This is a genomic window from Mycolicibacterium aichiense, from assembly GCF_010726245.1.
GTDB classification, from domain to species: domain Bacteria; phylum Actinomycetota; class Actinomycetes; order Mycobacteriales; family Mycobacteriaceae; genus Mycobacterium; species Mycobacterium aichiense.
In genome coordinates this window covers 3,394,886-3,413,256 of sequence record NZ_AP022561.1, presented here as the reverse complement: position 1 = coordinate 3,413,256, position 18,371 = coordinate 3,394,886, and the positions used below count along the sequence as shown (strand labels likewise).

The window sequence follows — 18,371 nt, the reverse complement described above, 5'->3', positions numbered from 1 at the left end:
TGCCGCGGTGATGTAGTCGAAAGAGGACAGGCGAGCATGAGCGGGCCGAATCCGCCGGATGAGGAGTCGGGCGAGGTGGGTGAGACACCCACCGGTACAGGCTTTGAGGCCTATTCTGCGCCCGAGTCCGAGCAATACACGGCAGGCCCATTCATCGCGCCGGATCCCGCGCTGTACGACTATGACAGCTACGAGGCGGGTACCGAATACATCGAGGACCCGCAGCCACCGAGATGGCCATGGGTCGTCGGGATCACCGCCATCGTCGCCGCCATCGCCTTGGTGGTGTCGGTCTCGTTGTTGGTGACCAGCACCGATACCAACAAGCTGGCGACTCCGGCGACGACGACGACCGTCAAGCCGCCGCCGGTCCAGGACGAGATCACCACGACGACGCCGCCACCCCCACCGCCCCCGCCGACCACCACGGAGCCGCCGCCTCCGCCGCCCCCCGAGACGGTGACGGTGACGTCGGAACCGCCTCCGCCACCCCCCCCCCACCACCCCGCCAGCGACGACGGAGGCACCACCGCCCGTGACCACAACGACAGCTCCGCCGGCGCCGGCCACCACGTCGACGCCGCCGCCCGGACCGCGTCAGGTCACCTATTCGGTGACCGGCACGAAGGCGCCCGGCGACATCATCTCGGTGACCTACGTCGACGCCTCGGGCCGCCAGCGCACCCAGCGCAACGTCTACATCCCGTGGTCGCTGACGGTGACACCCATCTCGCAGTCCGACGTCGGCTCGGTTCAGGCCTCCAGCCTGTTCCTGGTGAGCCGGCTGAACTGCTCTATCACCACCAGTGACGGCGTGGTGCTGTCGTCGAACCAGAACAACGCCGCGCAGACGAGTTGCTGATGACTACAGACACAGACACACAAGACCGCCGGTCACCGGAGACCGTGGACCGGCTGCTGGTCGGGGTGTGCGGCGCGATCTGGCTGGTGCTGCTCGCGGTGACGGTGATCGCCATCGTCGCCCTGGTCGACATGAGCCGCGGTCACTCGGCGAACGCAGGCGGCTCCGACACCCCCTGGCTGCTGTACAGCATCATCATCGTGTCGGCGGTGATCATCGTCGGCGCGATTCCGCTGCTGATCCGGGCCCGGCGTACCGCACTCAGTGATTCGCGCCTGACACCGGAACCTGCCAAGGCCGCGCCACCACGACCCACGTCCGCGCCGGCTGCCCCCGCACGCGGAACCGAGGCGCCCACGGAGAAGCTCAAGGTCTTCGGCTCGACTGTGGACCCCTACGAGCGGTACCAGCCGGACTTCGCCCAGTCGTCGGCGTCGCGGCGGGCAGATCCGCTGATCCCGGCCACCGAACTGGACCGGCTGTGGCTGCGCTGCACGGTGATGCTGGCCGGCGCGATCGGCCTTGCGCTGGTTGGGGTGTCGACCGCGACGTACCTGATGGCGGTGGACAACGACACCGCGGCCTGGGTGGCACTCGGCCTCGCCGGAGTCATCACCGTCGCGATGCCGGCCATCCCGGTGACCTACCTGCGTCAGCTGCACGGCGCGGTGGAAGAGGAAGTGTCGGCGTAGTTTCGCGCTCACTGCGTTGGCGGACGCCTCATCGGGTCTGCGGTGGACGTGGGCAATTGTGTGCGGTACGCGCCCTGGGCGCAGTCTCGATGCGCTGGGCGCAGACTCGAGTGCGGCAGTAAATCATCGAGTGAGCAGTGAGGTCGCATATCCGTGCGCTGGATGAGACGTCGACGCTCACTGACTCAGACAAGAGAACCCCGGGCCCTGTGGACCCGGGGTTCTCTTGGTTGATGCTAGTGGTGGTGGCCGTTGCCACTTCCGTTGCCGTTGCCATTTCCATTGCCGCTGTACTCGCTGTCCTGCCATTCGCGCAGGGCGGTGAGCGTGCGGTGCTCGGCGGCGTGTTCGGCCTCGTTGAGCGCTGCATCCTCGGATGCCGGATCGGCGGTGAGGAAGCTGCCGTGGCCGGTTCGGCCGCCGGAGCCCAACTTGTTCATCCGCTTGGGCAGAGCCGCTCCCTGGTACTCCAGCGGGAGCGGGTGGCCATGCTCGTCGACCGGGCCGAGCGGCTGGTGCAGCTCGACATAGGCACCGTGCGGCAGGCGCTTGATGATGCCCGTCTCGATGCCGTGCTCGAGCACGTCACGGTCACTGCGCTGCAGGCCGACCGCCCAGCGGTAGGCGATGAAGAACACCAGCGGCGGCAGCACCAGCGAACCGATACGGCCGATCCACGTCGTCGCGTTCAGCGAGATGTGGAACTTCAGCGCGATGACGTCGTTCATCGCGGCCAGCGTCCAGACCATGTACAGCGAGATCGCCATCGCACCGATCGCGGTCCGCGTCGGAGCGTCACGCGGGCGCTGCAGCAGGTTGTGGTGCGCGGTGTCCCCGGTGAACTTCTTCTCCAGGAACGGGTAGGCGATCAGCAGCCCGAACACCAGGCCCATGACCAGCGCGACCCAGAACGCCGCCGGGATGGTGTGGTGGCCGAGGTAGAGCTCCCACGGCGGGAAGATACGGGCCAGGCCTTCCGTCCACATCATGTAGAAGTCGGGCTGGCTGCCTGCCGACACCTGAGACGGCTTGTAGGGGCCGAGCTGCCAGATCGGGTTGATCTGCAGCAGGCCGCCCATCAGTCCCAGGATGCCGACGGTCACCGCGAAGAACGCACCGGACTTGACCGCGAAGACCGGCATGACCCGCACGCCGACGACGTTCTTCTCGGTGCGGCCGGGCCCGGGGAACTGGGTGTGCTTCTGGAACCACACCAACGCCAGGTGAACACCGATGAGCGCCAGGATGATTCCGGGGATCAGCAGGATGTGCAGGGCGTACATCCGGGGGAGCAGGGTGCCCACCGCGCTGCACTGGTAGCCCACCCCACCGCAGGGGAAGTCACCGCCGAACAGCGCCCAGTGCAACCAGGTTCCGACGATCGGCACGCTCATGGTGATCGACGACAGCGCCGCACGAAGGCCGATGCCGGACAGCAGGTCGTCGGGCAGCGAGTAGCCGAAGTACCCCTCGAACATGGCCAGGATCAACAGCAGCGAGCCGATGACCCAGTTGGCCTCGCGGGGCCGACGGAAGGCGCCGGTGAAGAAGATACGAGCCAGGTGCACCATGATCGACGCGGCGAACAGCAGCGCGGCCCAGTGGTGGATCTGGCGGACGAACAGACCGCCGCGGATCTCGAAGCTGATGTCGAGGGTCGAGGCGTACGCCTTCGACATCTCGATGCCCCGAAGCGGTTGGTAGACACCCTGATACGTGACTTCGGCCATCGACGGGTCGAAGAACAGCGACAGGTACACGCCGGTGAGCAGCAGCACGATGAAGCTGTACATCGCGATCTCACCCAGCAGGAACGACCAGTGCGTGGGGAAGACCTTGTTCAGCTGCCGTCGAACCGCGGCGGACGGGTGGTACCGGGAGTCGATGGCGTCGCCCTGCTTGGCCAGGGCATCGTTGAGTTTCGGACTCATGATGTGCGCTCCCAGAATGCGGGTCCGACGGGCTCGGCGAAGTCGCCGTTGGCGACCAGATACCCGTCCTTGTCAATGGTGATCGGCAACTGCGCCAACGCGCGCGCAGCCGGACCGAAGATCGGCCGTGCGAAATGCAGTGCGTCGAACTGCGATTGGTGGCACGGGCACAGGATGCGGTAGGTCTGCTGCTCGTACAGCGAGGCCGGGCAGCCCAGGTGCGAGCAGACCTTGGTGTAGGCGAACAGGTCGCCGAAGTTGAAGCTCTCCTGGCCCGCCCGCTTGACGACCTTGGGCATGTCGACCGGCTTGATGCGGATCAGCATCACCGGATTGCGCACGCCCATCGCGATTTCGGACAACCGCTCATGACTTTCGACCGTGGTGCCGTCGCCGTCGCTCTCACGCCACGGGAACACCGTCTCCATGCCGCCGGCGTCGATGTCCTCGGGCCGCAGCTTCACGAACGGCGACTCGCCCGGCAGGCCGGTTGCCCGCGCCAGGAAGATGGTCTCGCCGGTGAACCGCGGGGTCCACCCCGAGGTCCACAGCACTGCCTTCTTGCCTTCGGCGGTGGGAACCACCGGCTTCCACGGGTTCTTGATCAGGCCGCCGATGAACGCCACCAGCGTGCCTGCCCCGAACGCGCCCATCCCGATTCCGAGCGAGAGCCCGACGAGCTTGCGCCGCTTGATCGTCGAGCCCTCGAGTGCGTCGGTGAGGTTGGCGACGACGGTCTTGCGCGCGATCTCCGAGGAGGCGCCGTCGTGGCGCTCCTGGACCGAGATCTCCTCGGGGATGAACTTCTTCTGGTAGAGCACCGCGCCGATGCCGATAGCGAGGATCGACATGCCGAAGGTGAGCCCGTAGAGCGGGGTGGCCAGCTCGGACAGCGACCGCTCGTTCGAGCCGTCCCACTGCCACGGCCAGAACAGGAACACCAGCAGCAGCGCCAGACCGAACAAGCCGCCGAGCAGCAGCCAGATCGATACCAGACGCGCAGCACGCTTCTCGGCCTTGGTTCCCTCAACCGGCCAGCGAGGCTCCTTGAGGATGGTCTCGACACCGTCGATCCGGCCGCCGAGTTCGACCAACTCCTCGCGCGACATCGCAGCGAGTTGCTCGTCGGTGGGCTGATTCACGTCACTCATGAAGATCTCGCTCCGATCCACAGCGCCGCCGCGATGACGGCGACCATGCCGATGATCCAGGCCGCCATGCCCTCAGATGAGGGGCCGAAACCGCCGAGGCCGTAGCCGCCGGGATCCGGCGCGCGAGTAGCCATCCGCACGTAGGCGACGATGTCCTTCTTCTCCTCGGGAGAAAGCTGGCGGTCGCCGAACTTGGGCATGTTCTGCGGGCCGGTCAGCATCGCGGTGTAGATCTGGGCCGGGGTGGCCGGCTCGAGTTCAGGCGCGTACTTACCCGACGACAGGGCGCCGCCCTTGCCGGTGAAGTTGTGGCACGAGGCGCAGTTGAGCCGGAACAGATCGCCGCCGCGGGCGACGTCGTTTCCGAGCAGTGAGTGGTCGGCGATCTGGCCGTTGGCGTCGCGGGGGACCAGCGGTCCGCCGCCGTTGGCCTGAACGTAGGCGCCGAGCGCGTCGATCTGGGCCTCGTCGAAGATCGGGTCCTTGCGCGGAGCCTGGGCTTCGCCGCGCATCGCGGGCATGCGGCCGGTGGACACCTGGAAGTACACCGCCGCCTCGCCGACGCCGATCAGGCTCGGGCCGCGGCCCTCGACGCCCTGCAGGTTGGCGCCGTGGCAGGTGACACACGAGGTGTCGAACAGCTGCTTGCCGGTGCGCAGCAGTGCGGACTGCGATTCGTCGGCCACTGCGACCTGCGGGGTGGGTGTCAGCGTGGCGGCCAGGCCACCGGCGACACCGAGCCCGACCAGCAGCAGTACCGCTCCGGTCAGGCGGCGACGAAGCCGGCGACGCGACTTGTCACTCATCGGAGACTTCGGCTGCCCCGATCTCTTGAGCATCGAACCCCTTCTCATCGGATGAAGTAGATCGTCGCGAACAGGGCGATCCACACGATGTCGACGAAGTGCCAGTAGTAGGACACGACGATGGCAGCGGTCGCCTGCGCAGGCGTGAACTTGCTCATCGTGGTCCGCAGCAGAAGCAGGATGAACGCGACAAGACCGCCGATGACGTGCAGGCCGTGGAATCCGGTGGCGAGGTAGAACACACTGCCGTAGGAGCTGCCCGCGATCGTCGTGCCGTGGGTGACGAGGTGGTAGTACTCGTAGGCCTGGCCGGCGACGAAGAAGGCGCCCATCAGGAAGGTGATCACGTACCAGCGGCGCAGCCCGTAGACGTCACCTCGCTCGGCCGCGAACACACCCATCTGGCAGGTGAACGACGACGCGATCAGCACCAGCGTCACCGGAACCGCCTGATACAGGTTCAGTTCGGTGGGCGGCGGCGGCCATACCCCGCCGGCCTGAGCACGGGCAGTGAAGTACATCGCGAACAGTCCAGCAAAGAACATCAGCTCACTGGAAAGCCATACGATGGTGCCAACACTGACCATATTCGGCCGGTTCAGCGAATGTACGCGCGATGTGATCGCAGTTCCCGAAGTGCCAACAGCGCTCGTCACAACAAGAAGTATGACGCTTTGTAGTTGTCGAGGTACAGCCAGGGGGCCAATTGGTCACATCTGTCTGAAAACTGACGTGTGGACAGGCCCTGCGGCATGGGAACATCGGCGCGTGACTCACCCTCATTCCTCGCCCGGCGACGACTCGCCGGAGACGTCATGGCCGCAGGTCCTGGACCGGTTGACGGCCAGTCTGGAGCTGACGCCCGGACAGGCGGGCTGGGCGATGGACCAGATCATGAGCGGCGTCGCGACACCGGCTCAGATCGCCGCCTTCGGCGTGTCGATGAAGATGAAGCGGCCGACCGCCGCCGAGGTGCGTGAGCTCGCCGACACCATGCTGCGATACGCCCGCATGGTGCCCACCGCCGAGATCGGCACCGACACCGTCGACATCGTCGGCACCGGCGGCGACCGCGCCAACACCGTGAACCTGTCGACGATGGCGGCGATCGTGGTGGCCGCCGCCGGCGTTCCCGTCGTCAAGCACGGCAACCGCGCGGCGTCGTCGAAGAGCGGCGGTGCCGACATGCTCGAGGCGCTCGGGGTGCGCATCGAACTCGGTCCCGACGAGGTCGCCCGCTGCGTGGCCGAAGTGGGGATCGGGTTCTGTTTCGCGCCGGTGTTCCACCCCTCCTACAAGTTCGCCGGTCCGCCGCGCCGCGAGATCGGCACCCCGACGGTGTTCAATCTGCTTGGGCCACTGACCAATCCGGCCAGTCCGCGGGCGGGCCTGATCGGGTGCGCGTTCGGCGATCTGGCCGAGGTGATGGCCGGGGTGTTCGCCGCCCGCCGCAGCAGCGTGCTCGTGGTGCACGGCGACGACGGTCTCGACGAACTGACCACCACGACCACGAGCACGATCTGGCGGGTTCAGGCAGGCACCATCGACAAGCTCACCTTCGACCCGATGGGATTCGGTTTCGCCCGGGCCCGAATCGAGGAGCTGGTCGGCGGCGAGGCCGAGGAGAACGCCCAGGAGGCGCGCGAGGTGCTCGGCGGCGCCAAGGGGCCCGTGCGGGACGCGGTCATCCTCAACGCCGCGGGGGCGATGGTCGCCCACGGCGGACTATCCAGCCACGCCGAATGGCTGCCGTGCTGGGAGGACGGGCTGGCCCGCGCCGCGGCGGCGATCGACTCCGGTGCGGCCGAGCAGCTCCTGGCGCGTTGGGTGCGGTTCAGCCAGCAACTCTGAGTCGAGCCGCTGCGCCTGCTCGGCGGCCAACCGCGCCGATCGCGCGGCCGCGGCCCACTCGGCCCACGGTCCGGCCGAGGCCAGCGGCGACGTCAAACCCGTTGTGGCGCTGACGATTCGTACGCCGGGAGCGTTGAGCCAGCGGGCGATCAGCGCGGTCTCTTCGACCAGCGCGCCGCCCAGCGGCGCCGGCTTGGGAAGCACCACCTGCGCGCCTGTCTGCAGGGCTTCGACCACGGGCATCGGCGGGACACGACGGGGAGCGACGCCTGCTCCGGCCAGCTGCCCGTGCCGGATCACCGCGAGCTGCCAACCGCCCGCACCGTCCGGCGCGGCGGCGACGAGTTCTTCGACGGCACTGAGCGACCGCAGGCGCTGGCCCCGCCACAGCACGTCGACGGCCGCCGCGATGTGGTCACGCAGCCGCGCGGCGCTCTCGTAGCGGGACTTCTGCGCCAGGGCGCCGACCTGGTCGACCGCCGCACCGAGCGCAGCGTTGTCCAGGCCCTCGATCAGCGCGGCCGCCAGCTGTGGCGCGGCCGCATACTGCTCGGCGGTGATGCCGCGCGGGGCCGGGCAGGGGGAGACCTCGCGCTCGGGACACGACGGTCCGTGCTCGGCCGCGCGGCCGATACGGCTGGTGCAGGTGCGCAGACCAGTGAACCGGGCGATCAGCTCGGCGGTGTCGAGGGCGTCGGCCCGCGACCGGAACGGGCCGATCGCGCGGTCGTGACGCGGCTCGCGGACCACCGAGAGCCGCGGGAACGCCTCGTCGGTGGGCGCGACCCACCACCAGCGGTGCGGAAAGCGGGACCGGCGGTTGTACGGCGGAGCGTGCGCGGCCAACAGCCGCAGTTCGCGTACTCCGGCTTCCAGCGCGTGGGCGCATTCGACATGGTCGACCGCCGTCGCCAGGGCCACCATCTCCTTCATCCGTCCCCGGGGGTCGGCGCCGTTGAAGTACTGGCCGACCCGGCGGTGAAGATCGGTGGCGGTGCCGATGTAGAGCACTTCGCGAGCAGGCCCGCGGAACAGGTACACCCCCGGCCGGTGTGGCAGGTTGCGGGCCAGAATCCGTTTACTCCGTTGGGCATTCGAGATGTTGGGCAGATATCCGCGCAGATCGGTGTAGGTGTGCACGCCCTGGTTGCCGACCCGTTCGATCAGCGCGTGCAGCACGTCGACGGTGGCACGGGCGTCGTCGAGCGCACGGTGGGTCGGCTTGGTGGCGGAGCCGACCAGCGCGGCCAGTGTGGACAGCCGCACGCTGGGCGCCTCCTCGCGGGTCAGCACGCGGCGGGCCAGCCGCACCGTGCACAGCACCGGCGGACGGGGCCAGGGGATGCCGCACTGTTCGGCAGCGGAGCGCAGGAAGCCGATGTCGAACCCCGCGTTATGGGCGACCAGCACGGCGCCACGGGCGAATTCGAGGAACATCGGCAGTACGGCGGCGATGGTCGGCGCGTCGTGGACCATCGCGGTGGTGATCCCGGTGAGCTGGACGATCTGCGGCGGGATGGAGCGCTGCGGGTCCACCAGGGTGGCGAATTCGCCGAGCACCTCACCGCCGCGGACCCGGACCGCACCGATCTCGGTGATCGCATCGCGGCGGCCGTCGGCCGACGCCGTGGCCCGCCCACCGGTGGTCTCCAGGTCGACCACCACGAACGTGGTCTCCCGCAGCGAGATATCGGCGCTCGCGTCGACGTCGGCGAAGCTCATTTGAGCATCGATCGGTGTGGCCGCCACAACGACTGACGGTAAGCAGCCCCACCGACAGGGCGGCGGCGACACTCCGCCGGGTGATCGGCATTCCAGCCGCCGGACTTGTCGGTGGCCGGCGATAGCGTGCGGCCAACTCGATAGAAGGAGTCCCGAGATGGGAATGGAGCCAGCCGAACCGGTCGTCATCGACTGCGACGACTGTGCGGTGCGCGGCCCTGGCTGCCGCGACTGTGTGGTGAGCGTATTGCTCGGTGTCCCGGAAACTTTGCTGGAAGACGAACGAGCAGCCCTGGAGGTGCTCGCCGAGGCGGGCTTGGCCCCGAAGTTGCGGCTGGTGCCGATCAACCGAACGCCAGGGCGGGGGCTGGCCAGCTAGCGCCGGGGCGGCGTCCTGCTAGGTTGGTTGGCAGGTTGTGACTGGTGTGGCTTGGGTGGCTGAGAGTCTGCTGAATTTCCGCCCCACGTTTGGACAACGCCGATGCCATTTCGTAACCTATTCGAGACCTAAGGCACTCGATGCATCAACGTCGACGGCACTTAAAGGAACGCAATTTTGAGCTCTGACCGCATATACCTGACTAAACGCGTTCTGAAACGCCCTCTAGTTGGTGGGATTGCGGGCTTCCTCGTTCTGTCCGCCGTTATCTCCGGCGCCTCGCACGCCGATCCTGCCGAAGACGGTGTGGCCAAGCTGAACGAACTGTCACGACAGGCAGAACAGCTCACCGAGTCGATGCATTCCGCTCAGCTCGATCTTGACAAGAAGCTGCAGGCGGAAACGGTTGCGGAAAAGAAGCACACCGACGACCTCGCCGCAGCTGACAGTGCAAAGGCCCAGTTGGCGACCTACCAGGGCGCCGTCGACAAATTTGCTGCAGCGGTCTACATGGGCGGCCGCACCGACGGCTTGAACGCCATCCTGACCGCCGAGTCGCCCCAAGGCCTGATCGACAAGATGGCCGTGCAGCGGGTGATGGCCACCGAGATGGCCGCCCAGATGCAGAGCTACCGCCAGATGAACGACCAGCTGCGCCAGGCCGAAGCCGAATCCGCCAAGTCGGCGGACGAGGCCAAGACGGCGGCCGAGCAGGCCGCCGCGGTCCGCGCCGACCTGCAGCGCAAGCAGTCCCAGCTGCAGGTGCAGATCTCGGTCGTGAAGTCGCGCTACCAGACGCTCACCCCGGAGCAGCGCACCGCACTGGCCGCTCCCGGACCGCCGCCGCCGGCTGACATCCTGGCCGCTCCGGCGCCCGAGGGCTTGCCGCCGCTCAACGATGTGCCGCCGCCCGATGCGCTCCCGCCGGCCCCGGACGCCCCGCCGCCGCCGGACGCCGCCCAGGTGATCCCGATGGCCGCAGTCCCGACCCCCGGCGCGGGTGGCGAACAGGGCGCCGTCGCCGTCCAGGCTGCGCTGACCCGGATCGGAGATCCCTACGTGTGGGGTGGATCGGGTCCCAACCAGTTCGACTGCTCGGGTCTGGTGATGTGGGCCTTCCAGCAGGCCGGGATCTTCCTGCCGCATTCCAGCCAGGCGCTGGCCGCAGGTGGTCAACCGGTTTCGATGGATCAGATGCAGCCCGGCGACGTCGTGAACTACTACTCCGACGCCTCGCACTCGGCGATCTACATCGGCGACGGGATGATGGTCCACGCCTCGACGTTCGGTCGGCCGGTGATGATCTCTCCGGTCAACAACGCCCCGATCTACAACGTCCGTCGCTACTGACGCATCCCGGGGGCGGCGCGCACTCGCGGCCGTCCTGGCCGTCGTCCTCATCGCCGAGCTGCTCGGTGGCTCTGCACTGGTAGCTGCTCCCGCGGCCAATCCGCCCTCGCCGCGCTCGGCCGTTCCCGCACCGTCGCCCCTGATCGTCGGCGACGGCCGCACCGTGCGACTGCTCAGCCTCGGGGGAGACCGCACCGACGGCCTGCTCACCCGGATCGCCGGCGACATCGGCGACGCCGTCGCCGCCGTCGAAAAGTTCTGGGGCACCGACTGGGATCGCGAGATCGTCATCATCGCCACCGGCTCGCAGCAGGAGTTCCTTGCCCAGGCCGGCCTGGATCCGCGCGGTCAGTGGCAGGACATCGCGGCGGTCTCGGTCGCCGACCACGTCGACTTCGCACATCATCGGGCCAGTGGGCAGCGGATGGTGTTCGCCCCGGATGCCGTCGCGATGAGCGATCAGTCACTGCGAATCGTGTTGACCCACGAGCTGTTTCATCTCGCCGCCCGCGCCGACACCGCACTGGACGCCCCGCGCTGGCTGGTCGAAGGGGTGGCCGACTTCGTGGCTCGCCCGCCGACGCCGCTGCCGACGGGTGCGGCGGCGGACACCGCGCTACCTGCCGACGCCGAGCTGGACGCCGCCGGGCCCGAGCGTGCGCACGGCTACGACCGGGCCTGGTGGTTCGCCCGGTTCGTGGCCGACACCTACGGCGTCGACGCGTTGCGCCGGCTCTACACCGACGCGTGCGGGCCTGGCCACGGCGACTTCGCGACGGCAGTGCGCCGCGCGCTGAACACCGATATCACCGAGCTACGTGCCCGCTGGGCGCAGTGGCTGACCGGCTAGCGTGTACGGCGATGACGCGAGTCCTGCTGGTCACCAATGATTTTCCACCCCGCCGGGGCGGTATCCAGTCCTACTTGGAGCAGTTCGTCGAACGCCTCGCCGAGGATGGCGAACACCAGCTCACGGTCTACGCCCCGACGTGGAAGGACGCCCAGGCCTACGACCAGGCGGCCGGCTACCGCATCGTGCGCCATCCCGGCACGCTGATGCTGCCCGAGCCCGGTGTGGACCGCCGGATGCGCGAACTGATCCGCGAGCACGACATCGACACGGTGTGGTTCGGGGCCGCCGCTCCGCTGGCGCTGCTCGCAGGCCGGGCCCGCGGTGCCGGCGCGCGCCGGGTGGTGGCCAGTACCCACGGCCACGAGGTGGGCTGGTCGATGCTGCCCATCGCGCGTTCCGCGCTGCGCCGCATCGGCGACACCACCGACGTCGTGACGTTCGTCAGCCACTACACCCGCGGCCGGTTCGCCTCGGCGTTCGGCCCGAACGCCGCACTGGAGCACCTGCCCCCCGGCGTCGATACCGACCGGTTCCGTCCGGACCCCGCGGCGCGGGCCGACTTGCGCGGCCGCTACGGCCTCGGCGAGCGGCCCACCGTGGTCTGCGTGTCGCGGCTGGTGCCGCGCAAAGGCCAGGACATGCTCATCAAGGCGCTGCCCGGCATCCGCCGCCGGGTGCCTGACGCCGCGCTGGTGATCGTCGGCAACGGGCCCTACGCCGACGACCTGGACAAGCTCGCCGCGCAGGTGGGCGTCACCGACGATGTGGTGTTCACCGGGGCGGTGCCCAGCGCCGAGCTGGCGGGCCACTACGTGCTGGGTGATGTCTTCGCAATGCCTTGCCGCACAAGGGGTTCCGGGCTCGATGTGGAGGGGCTCGGCATCGTGTTCCTGGAGGCGTCGGCTGCGGGCGTTCCGGTTGTGGCCGGTGACTCCGGTGGTGCGCCCGAGACGGTGAAGGACGGCGAAACGGGTCGGGTGGTGGACGGGCGTTCGGTCGAGGAGATCACCGAGGCCGTGTCGGGCATCCTCGACGACCCCGCGCTCGGCGCGCGGCTGGGGGAGGCCGGCAGGCGGTGGATCGAGTCGGACTGGAACTGGGCGGCGCACGCCGCGCGGCTTTGCGAACTCCTGCGCGTGGCCGACCACGCCATGTGACGATGCTCAAGATGAGCAGAACCCGGGCCGCCGCATTCGGAGCCGTTGTGGCCGTCGTTGCCACCCTGGTGGGCCCGGCCGGCACCGCCGCGGCCGACGACTGCCCCGACGTCGAGGTGATCTTCGCCCGCGGCACCGGTGAGCCGCCCGGCCTCGGGCGGGTGGGACAGGCCTTCGCCGACGCGCTCGCGCCGCGCCTGGACGGGCGCAGCATGGGCACCTACGCGGTGAACTACCCGGCCAGCTTCAACTTCCTCGCCGCGGCGTCCGGTGCTGACGACGCGGCCGCCCGCATCGCGGACATGGGTGCGCGCTGCCCGCAGACCACTCTGGTGCTCGGCGGGTTCTCCCAAGGGGCGGCGGCGGTGTCGATGTTGGCCGGCGTCCCGCCGGTGGGACAGCGGATCGGCAGCATCGGTTCGGCTCCGCCGCTGCCGCCGGCTGCCGCCGGACAGATCGCGGCCGTCGCGGTGTTCGGCAACCCGGGGGCCCGGTTCGGCTCGCCGCTGTCGAACACCGGCCAGTTCGCCGGCCGCGCCATCGACCTGTGCAGCGGCGGCGACCCGATCTGCTCGCCGGGCCTCGACCGCGCCGCCCACAGCAACTATGAGCTGCCGCCGTACCCGGACCAGGCGGCCGGCTTCGTCGCCGGGCTGCTCTAGGTGCCGGTACCCGGGCAGCCGTCGAATGCGTTACCCGTCCAGTCCGGATGTGCCTTCATGTTCTCCGCGCACCACTGCGCGCCGTCCTCGGTCGTGCTCTTCCACTCGTAGGACTTCTCGTCCCTGAGTGCCTGCTGGCCCTGCGGGCTGGCTGCCGAGTTGCCGGGTTTGCCCGCAGTCGCGACGGCGGCATTGCAGTTCAGGAAGAGCAACATGGTGTTGTTCACCTGCTGGAAGTTGCTGCCCTTGACCCAGGGCGCCTTCTGTGACCGGGTGACGATGCACTCCTCGGTGGGCAGTTCGGACCCGACGCGTCCTCCGACGACGACGGTCATTCCGGACCCGCTCAACGCGCCGGCGGCGTCGCTGTAGGTCTCGCCTGCGTAGGCGTCCGCCGACGCGACTCCGCACGAGAACACCGACGCCGTCAGAGCGAACGCGCCGATGGCACCGGCAACCAGGAACCTACTTCGCATAGATCGCTCCGATCTCGTCGGCGAACTTCTCCGCCACCACATTGCGCTTGACCTTCAGGGTCGGGGTCAATTCACCGGTCTGCACGGTGAAGTCTTCCGGCAAAATTCGGAACTTACGAATCGATTCGGCATGGGACACATGCTGATTCGCGTCCTTGACGGCCAATTCGATCTCGGCGACCAGATCGGGATCGGTGCGCAGATCACCCACCGAGGCGCCGGCGCCCTTGCCGTGCTGGGTCTTCCATCCGTCGAACGCCTCGGGGTCGATGGCGATCAGCGCACCGATGAACGGCTGGTTGTCGCCGACGGCCATCGCCTGGCTGATCAGCGGATGGGCGCGCAGGGCGTCTTCGAGCACCGCGGGGGCGACGTTCTTGCCGCCCGCGGTGACGATGATCTCCTTCTTGCGACCGGTGATCGACACGAAGCCGTCAGCGTCGATGCTGGCCAGATCCCCGGTGTGGAACCAGCCGTCGACGATCGCTTCACCGGTCGCCTTCTCGTTGCGCCAGTAGCCGTCGAACACGACGCCACCTCTGACCAGGAGCTCGCCATCCTCGGCGAGCGCCATGCTGTTGCCCGGCACCAACTTTCCGACCGTACCGACCTTGAGTTCACCGATGCGATTCACCGTGATCGCCGCGCTGGTCTCGGTCAGCCCGTAGCCCTCGTAGATGGACAGCCCCGCTCCGCGGTAGAAGTGGCCCAGTCGCTTGCCCAACGGCGCGCCGCCGGAGATCGCGGCGTGGCAATCACCACCGAGGGCGGCCCGCAGCTTGCTGTACACCAGTCGGTCGAACACGGCGTGGCCGAGCTTCAGCAGCAGGTTGGGACCGTTGCCGGCCAGGGCTTCGCTGTACGCGATCGCGGTCTTGACGGCCAGCTCGAAGACCGGGCCCCGGCCGCTGTTGCGGGCGTTCAATTCGGCTGTGTTGTAGACCTTTTCGAACACTCGCGGCACGGACACCACGATCGTCGGCTTGAAGGACTGCAGCATCGGCACCAGGTTCTTGATGTCGCTGGTGTAGCCGAGCGTCACCTTGTTGGCGAACGCGGTCATCGACAGGGCGCGGGCCAGCACATGCGCCAACGGCAAGAAGACCAGCAGCCGCTCGTGCTGGCGCAGCAGCGTCGGGAAACATGTTGTGGTGCCGCGGGTTTCGAAGAGCAGATTCGCATGGGTGAGTTGGACGCCCTTGGGCCGGCCGGTGGTTCCGGAGGTGTAGATCAGCGTCGCCGGGTCGGCCGAACGCAGCGCCGCCAGCCGGCGCTCCAGCTCTGCGGGGTCCGCACCGGTGGCGGCCGTGGCCAGCTCCTCGAGCGCGGTGGGGCCCGAGGACTCGATCCGCAGCGTCTTGCGAAGGTCCGGCAGCTCGTCGGTGAGTTCGGAGACCATCTGCGCGTGGGACTCGGTCTCGGTGAACACCAGCACAGCACCGGAGTCCTGGAGAACCCAGCGGACCTGGTCGGCCGACGACGTCTCGTAGATGGGCACCGTCACCCCGCCGACCGAGAGGATCGCGTAGTCGAGGATCACCCACTCGTAGCGGGTCGCCGACAGGATCGCCACCCGGTCGCCGGCCTGGACGCCTTCGGCGATCAATCCCAGCGCCGCCGAGCGGATCTGGGCGGCTACCTCTGCACACGTGACGTCGGTCCAACGGCCGTCGACCTGCCGCTGGACAATCACATAGCCCGGATCGGTGCGCTCGTGGTCGTACACCGAACTGACGACATTGTCGTGTTCGCCGATGGTGAACGACGCCGGAACGGTGTACTCACGCATGGCAACAGCGTAGTCACCGGCAACCAGGCACCCTGTCCACGGACCCGATATGTGAAGCTGTTGGCATGAACAGCATCCAGGTCGCCGACGAGACGTTTGTCGCGGCAGATCCGGCGGCGGTCGGGCGTGCGGTCGCGGACCGGGCGAGCTGGCGGCGGTGGTGGCCGGACCTGCGCCTCGAGGTCGTCGAGGACCGTGCCGACAAGGGCGTGCGGTGGACGGTGACCGGCCCGCTGACCGGCACCATGGAGATCTGGCTGGAGCCGGTCCTCGACGGCGTGCTGCTGCACTATTTTCTGCACGCCGAGCCCTCCGGGGTCGCGGCCTGGCAGCTGGCCAAGATGAACCTCGCCAAGCTCACCCATCAGCGCCGGGTGGCCGGTAAACGGATGGCGTTCGAGGTGAAATCCACTCTGGAGGCGTCCCGCCCGGTGGGCGTCGCACCCGGCACCTGATATCAGGTCAGACCCTCCGGCGGGAGGGTACCTTTGTGGCCGAGGGAGCGGACCCCGTCGGGTCACGCAGCGCAAGCGATGGGAATTGGCAACAGTGGCTGACAAGACGGCGCAGACCATCTACATCGACGCGGACCCCCGCACCGTGATGGATGTCATCGCCGATATCGGGTCCTACCCGCAGTGGGTCTCCGAATACAAGGAAACCGAGGTCATCGAGTCCGACGACGCCGGTTACCCGCTGGTCGCGCGACTGGTTCTGGACGCCGCTGTTCTCAAAGACACCATGGTCCTGGCCTACGAGTGGCCTGCCGACCGCAAATCGGTGCGCTGGTCGTTGGTGTCAAGCTCGCTGTTGCGGGCACTCGACGGCGCATACACGTTGCAACCCAAAGGTTCTGGAACCGAGGTCACTTACGAGTTGTCGGTGGATCTGATGATCCCGATGATCGGCCTGCTCAAGCGCAAGGCCGAGCGCAGACTGACCGACACCGCGCTCAAGGATCTGAAGAAATGGGTCGAGGGCTGAGTGACTGATTCGGCCCGGATCAGTTTCTTCGTCGGCAAAGGCGGTGTCGGCAAGTCGACGCTGGCCTCGGCGACGGCGGTCCGGGCGGCGCTCGCCGGTCAGCGGGTGCTGGCGGTATCCACTGATCAGGCCCACTCGCTCGGCGATGTTCTCGGGGTGGTGGTCCCGCCCACCGGGGCCCGCGAACCGGTGCGGATCCTCACCGAGGAGGGCACCGATGACACCGCGGGCGGCCACCTCGACGCGCTGGCACTGGACACCCTGGCCCTGCTCGCGGACAGATGGCGTGCCGTCGCGCCGGTGCTCGCCGCGAGATTCCCGGAGTCCGACATCAAAGACGTTGCCCCGGAGGAGCTTTCCGCGCTGCCTGGAATCCAGGAGGTGTTAGGGCTGGCCGAGGTGGCCGCTCTGGCCGACTCCGGCCGGTGGGACTACGTCGTCGTCGACTGCGCCTCGACCGCCGATGCGATGCGGATGCTGACACTGCCTGCCGCCTTCGCGATGTATGTCGAGCGGGCCTGGCCCCGGCATCGCCGGCTCAGCGCCGCCGTCGACGGTGTGCACGCCGCGGCCACCGTCGCTGTGGTCGAGAGCATCAGCGGCGCCGTCGAAGGGTTGTCCGCCCTGCTCACCGATGCCGAACGGGTCAGCGCCCACCTGGTGCTCACCGCTGAGCGGGTGGTGGCCGCCGAGGCCGTCCGCACCCTGGGCTCACTGGTGTTGATGGGTGTGCAGGTCACTGAACTGATCGTGAATCAGGTTCTCGTCCAAGATGATTCATACGAGTACCGCAATCTTCCGGATCACCCGGCGTTCGGCTGGTACGCCGAGCGGATCTCCGAACAGCACTCGGTGCTCGACGAGCTCGCCGCCACCATCGGCGACGTCCAGCTGGTGCTGGCCCCTCACCTGGCCGGTGAGCCGATCGGCGCCAAGGCCCTCGGGCACCTGCTCGACAGCGTCCGGCGACGCGACGGCTCGGCACCGCCCGGGCCGCTCAAGCCGGTGGTGGACCGTGAATCGGGTTCAGGGCTCGATGCCGTCTACCGCATGCGGCTAGAGTTGCCGCAAATCGATCCGGGCACGCTGACGCTGGGCCGGGTCGACGACGACCTGATCATCGGCGCCGCGGGGATGCGGCGCCGAGTACGACTGGCGTCGGTTCTGCGGCGGTGCATCGTGATGGATGCGGCCCTGCGCGGCACCGAGCTGACCGTGCGATTTCGACCCAATCCGGAGGTGTGGCCCGCGTGAATGGCCCGCATCCCGACCTGGGACCCGAACTGCGCGCCCTGGCCCAGGCGATCCTCGACCGGCTCGACCCGGCCGTGCGGGCCGGTGCCGCAATGGCATCCGGTGGCGGGCAGGGCAAGTGTCAACAGGTGTGGTGCCCGGTGTGTGCGCTGGCTGCGCTGGTCAACGGCGAACAACATCCGCTGCTGACCGTGGTCGCCGAGCACAGCGTGGCGCTGGTGACGGTGATCCGCACGATCATCGCCGAGGACGGCGCGAGCCCAGCAGGCCCCGACGACACACCCCCGGATCGGCCTGGCTCGGATTCGCCCGAGCGCCCCGCCAGCCGCTACCAACACATTCCGGTCAGCGTCGAGGACTGACGGTTGCCGCGCCCTGATGATCCGGTGAGAACCGGGTGTGACCTGTGGTCGGTGTCCGCGGACCTGGGTAGAGTTGCACGAAAGCGTGCG

Annotated in this window: 17 protein-coding genes and 2 pseudogenes; 12 read left to right on the top strand and 7 right to left on the bottom strand. The window is 68.3% G+C overall.

Annotation, left to right across the window (positions count from 1 at the left end; genetic code table 11):
- The first annotated feature begins 36 nt into the window (after window positions 1-36).
- Window positions 37-862: pseudogene (locus G6N32_RS16585) on the top strand (MmpS family transport accessory protein).
- On the top strand, window positions 862-1,554 hold the full coding sequence (locus G6N32_RS16580; RefSeq protein WP_115320517.1) for a DUF2561 family protein: 693 nt from the start codon (window positions 862-864) through the stop codon (window positions 1,552-1,554). The pseudogene G6N32_RS16585 and the gene G6N32_RS16580 overlap by 1 nt, the downstream one beginning before the upstream one ends.
- A gap of 236 nt (window positions 1,555-1,790) precedes the next feature.
- Here the strand turns inward: G6N32_RS16580 and qcrB are convergent, their stop codons facing one another.
- The 4 genes from qcrB to ctaE are packed head-to-tail and all read right to left on the bottom strand — an operon-like array spanning window position 1,791 to window position 6,098.
- Complete coding sequence (gene qcrB / locus G6N32_RS16575; protein WP_115320516.1) at window positions 1,791-3,485, bottom strand: cytochrome bc1 complex cytochrome b subunit; 1,695 nt, start codon at window positions 3,483-3,485, stop codon at window positions 1,791-1,793.
- A complete protein-coding gene (gene qcrA / locus G6N32_RS16570) occupies window positions 3,482-4,636 on the bottom strand; it encodes a cytochrome bc1 complex Rieske iron-sulfur subunit (protein ID WP_115321305.1) in 1,155 nt (384 codons plus the stop codon). Before qcrA ends, qcrB begins: the two co-directional genes overlap by 4 nt.
- Entirely contained in the window at window positions 4,633-5,442 is an 810-nt protein-coding gene (gene qcrC, locus G6N32_RS16565; RefSeq protein ID WP_115320515.1) for a cytochrome bc1 complex diheme cytochrome c subunit, read from the bottom strand. Before qcrC ends, qcrA begins: the two co-directional genes overlap by 4 nt.
- Window positions 5,443-5,486: 44 nt before the next feature.
- Window positions 5,487-6,098, bottom strand: coding sequence for an aa3-type cytochrome oxidase subunit III (gene ctaE, locus G6N32_RS16560; protein ID WP_083122827.1), 612 nt, complete (start codon window positions 6,096-6,098; stop codon window positions 5,487-5,489).
- A 112-nt stretch (window positions 6,099-6,210) separates the two neighbouring features.
- On the opposite strand from ctaE, the gene trpD reads away from it, so the two are divergent.
- Window positions 6,211-7,293: an anthranilate phosphoribosyltransferase gene (gene trpD / locus G6N32_RS28870; protein ID WP_163789297.1), complete on the top strand. Its 1,083-nt coding sequence runs from the start codon at window positions 6,211-6,213 to the stop codon at window positions 7,291-7,293.
- Here trpD and G6N32_RS16550 read toward each other — a convergent pair.
- Window positions 7,231-9,015, bottom strand: a pseudogene (locus G6N32_RS16550) (DEDD exonuclease domain-containing protein); the annotation flags it as partial. The gene trpD and the pseudogene G6N32_RS16550 overlap by 63 nt on opposite strands.
- A 157-nt stretch (window positions 9,016-9,172) precedes the next feature.
- On the opposite strand from G6N32_RS16550, the gene G6N32_RS16545 reads away from it, so the two are divergent.
- The 5 genes from G6N32_RS16545 (at window position 9,173) to G6N32_RS16525 (ending at window position 13,416) form a co-directional block, all read left to right on the top strand.
- Complete coding sequence (locus G6N32_RS16545) at window positions 9,173-9,394, top strand: hypothetical protein (RefSeq protein ID WP_115320512.1); 222 nt, start codon at window positions 9,173-9,175, stop codon at window positions 9,392-9,394.
- 177 nt (window positions 9,395-9,571) lie between these two features.
- Window positions 9,572-10,744, top strand: coding sequence for a peptidoglycan hydrolase RipC (gene ripC / locus G6N32_RS16540; protein ID WP_115320511.1), 1,173 nt, complete (start codon window positions 9,572-9,574; stop codon window positions 10,742-10,744).
- 34 nt (window positions 10,745-10,778) lie between these two features.
- Window positions 10,779-11,594 (top strand): hypothetical protein, encoded by an 816-nt coding sequence (locus G6N32_RS16535; RefSeq protein WP_115320510.1) that lies wholly within the window; start codon window positions 10,779-10,781, stop codon window positions 11,592-11,594.
- An 11-nt stretch (window positions 11,595-11,605) separates the two neighbouring features.
- On the top strand, window positions 11,606-12,754 hold the full coding sequence (locus tag G6N32_RS16530) for a glycosyltransferase family 4 protein (RefSeq protein WP_115320509.1): 1,149 nt from the start codon (window positions 11,606-11,608) through the stop codon (window positions 12,752-12,754).
- 11 nt (window positions 12,755-12,765) lie between these two features.
- A complete protein-coding gene (locus G6N32_RS16525) occupies window positions 12,766-13,416 on the top strand; it encodes a cutinase family protein (protein WP_115321303.1) in 651 nt (216 codons plus the stop codon).
- On the opposite strand, the gene G6N32_RS16520 is transcribed toward G6N32_RS16525, so the two are convergent.
- Window positions 13,413-13,892 (bottom strand): hypothetical protein, encoded by a 480-nt coding sequence (locus G6N32_RS16520; RefSeq protein WP_174901047.1) that lies wholly within the window; start codon window positions 13,890-13,892, stop codon window positions 13,413-13,415. The two genes, G6N32_RS16525 and G6N32_RS16520, sit on opposite strands and share 4 nt — an antisense overlap.
- Window positions 13,882-15,681, bottom strand: a complete 1,800-nt coding sequence (locus G6N32_RS16515; RefSeq protein WP_115320508.1) for an AMP-dependent synthetase/ligase — start codon at window positions 15,679-15,681, stop codon at window positions 13,882-13,884. Before G6N32_RS16515 ends, G6N32_RS16520 begins: the two co-directional genes overlap by 11 nt.
- 65 nt (window positions 15,682-15,746) lie before the next feature.
- Between G6N32_RS16515 and G6N32_RS16510 the strand changes: the two genes are divergently transcribed.
- The 4 genes from G6N32_RS16510 to G6N32_RS16495 all read left to right on the top strand — a co-directional run bounded on the left by G6N32_RS16510 (window position 15,747) and on the right by G6N32_RS16495 (window position 18,281).
- Window positions 15,747-16,136 carry a polyketide cyclase / dehydrase and lipid transport gene (locus G6N32_RS16510; protein ID WP_115320507.1) on the top strand — a complete coding sequence of 130 codons (390 nt, stop codon included), beginning with the start codon at window positions 15,747-15,749 and terminating at the stop codon, window positions 16,134-16,136.
- Between the two features lie 94 nt (window positions 16,137-16,230).
- Entirely contained in the window at window positions 16,231-16,665 is a 435-nt protein-coding gene (locus G6N32_RS16505) for an SRPBCC family protein (RefSeq protein WP_115320506.1), read from the top strand.
- Complete coding sequence (locus G6N32_RS16500; protein WP_115320505.1) at window positions 16,666-17,919, top strand: ArsA family ATPase; 1,254 nt, start codon at window positions 16,666-16,668, stop codon at window positions 17,917-17,919.
- Entirely contained in the window at window positions 17,916-18,281 is a 366-nt protein-coding gene (locus G6N32_RS16495) for a hypothetical protein (protein ID WP_115321301.1), read from the top strand. Before G6N32_RS16500 ends, G6N32_RS16495 begins: the two co-directional genes overlap by 4 nt.
- The last annotated feature ends 90 nt before the right edge of the window (window positions 18,282-18,371 follow it).

What these genes read in the sequence shown, in the direction of transcription:
- G6N32_RS16580 (WP_115320517.1), top strand. Translation starts at nt 862, where the DNA reads ATGACTACAGACACAGACACACAAGACCGCCGGTCACCGGAGACCGTG.
- qcrB (WP_115320516.1), bottom strand. Translation starts at nt 3,485, where the DNA reads ATGAGTCCGAAACTCAACGATGCCCTGGCCAAGCAGGGCGACGCCATC.
- qcrA (WP_115321305.1), bottom strand. Translation starts at nt 4,636, where the DNA reads ATGAGTGACGTGAATCAGCCCACCGACGAGCAACTCGCTGCGATGTCG.
- qcrC (WP_115320515.1), bottom strand. Translation starts at nt 5,442, where the DNA reads ATGAGTGACAAGTCGCGTCGCCGGCTTCGTCGCCGCCTGACCGGAGCG.
- G6N32_RS16545 (WP_115320512.1), top strand. Translation starts at nt 9,173, where the DNA reads ATGGGAATGGAGCCAGCCGAACCGGTCGTCATCGACTGCGACGACTGT.
- G6N32_RS16530 (WP_115320509.1), top strand. Translation starts at nt 11,606, where the DNA reads ATGACGCGAGTCCTGCTGGTCACCAATGATTTTCCACCCCGCCGGGGC.
- G6N32_RS16525 (WP_115321303.1), top strand. Translation starts at nt 12,766, where the DNA reads ATGAGCAGAACCCGGGCCGCCGCATTCGGAGCCGTTGTGGCCGTCGTT.
- G6N32_RS16520 (WP_174901047.1), bottom strand. Translation starts at nt 13,892, where the DNA reads ATGCGAAGTAGGTTCCTGGTTGCCGGTGCCATCGGCGCGTTCGCTCTG.
- G6N32_RS16515 (WP_115320508.1), bottom strand. Translation starts at nt 15,681, where the DNA reads ATGCGTGAGTACACCGTTCCGGCGTCGTTCACCATCGGCGAACACGAC.
- G6N32_RS16510 (WP_115320507.1), top strand. Translation starts at nt 15,747, where the DNA reads ATGAACAGCATCCAGGTCGCCGACGAGACGTTTGTCGCGGCAGATCCG.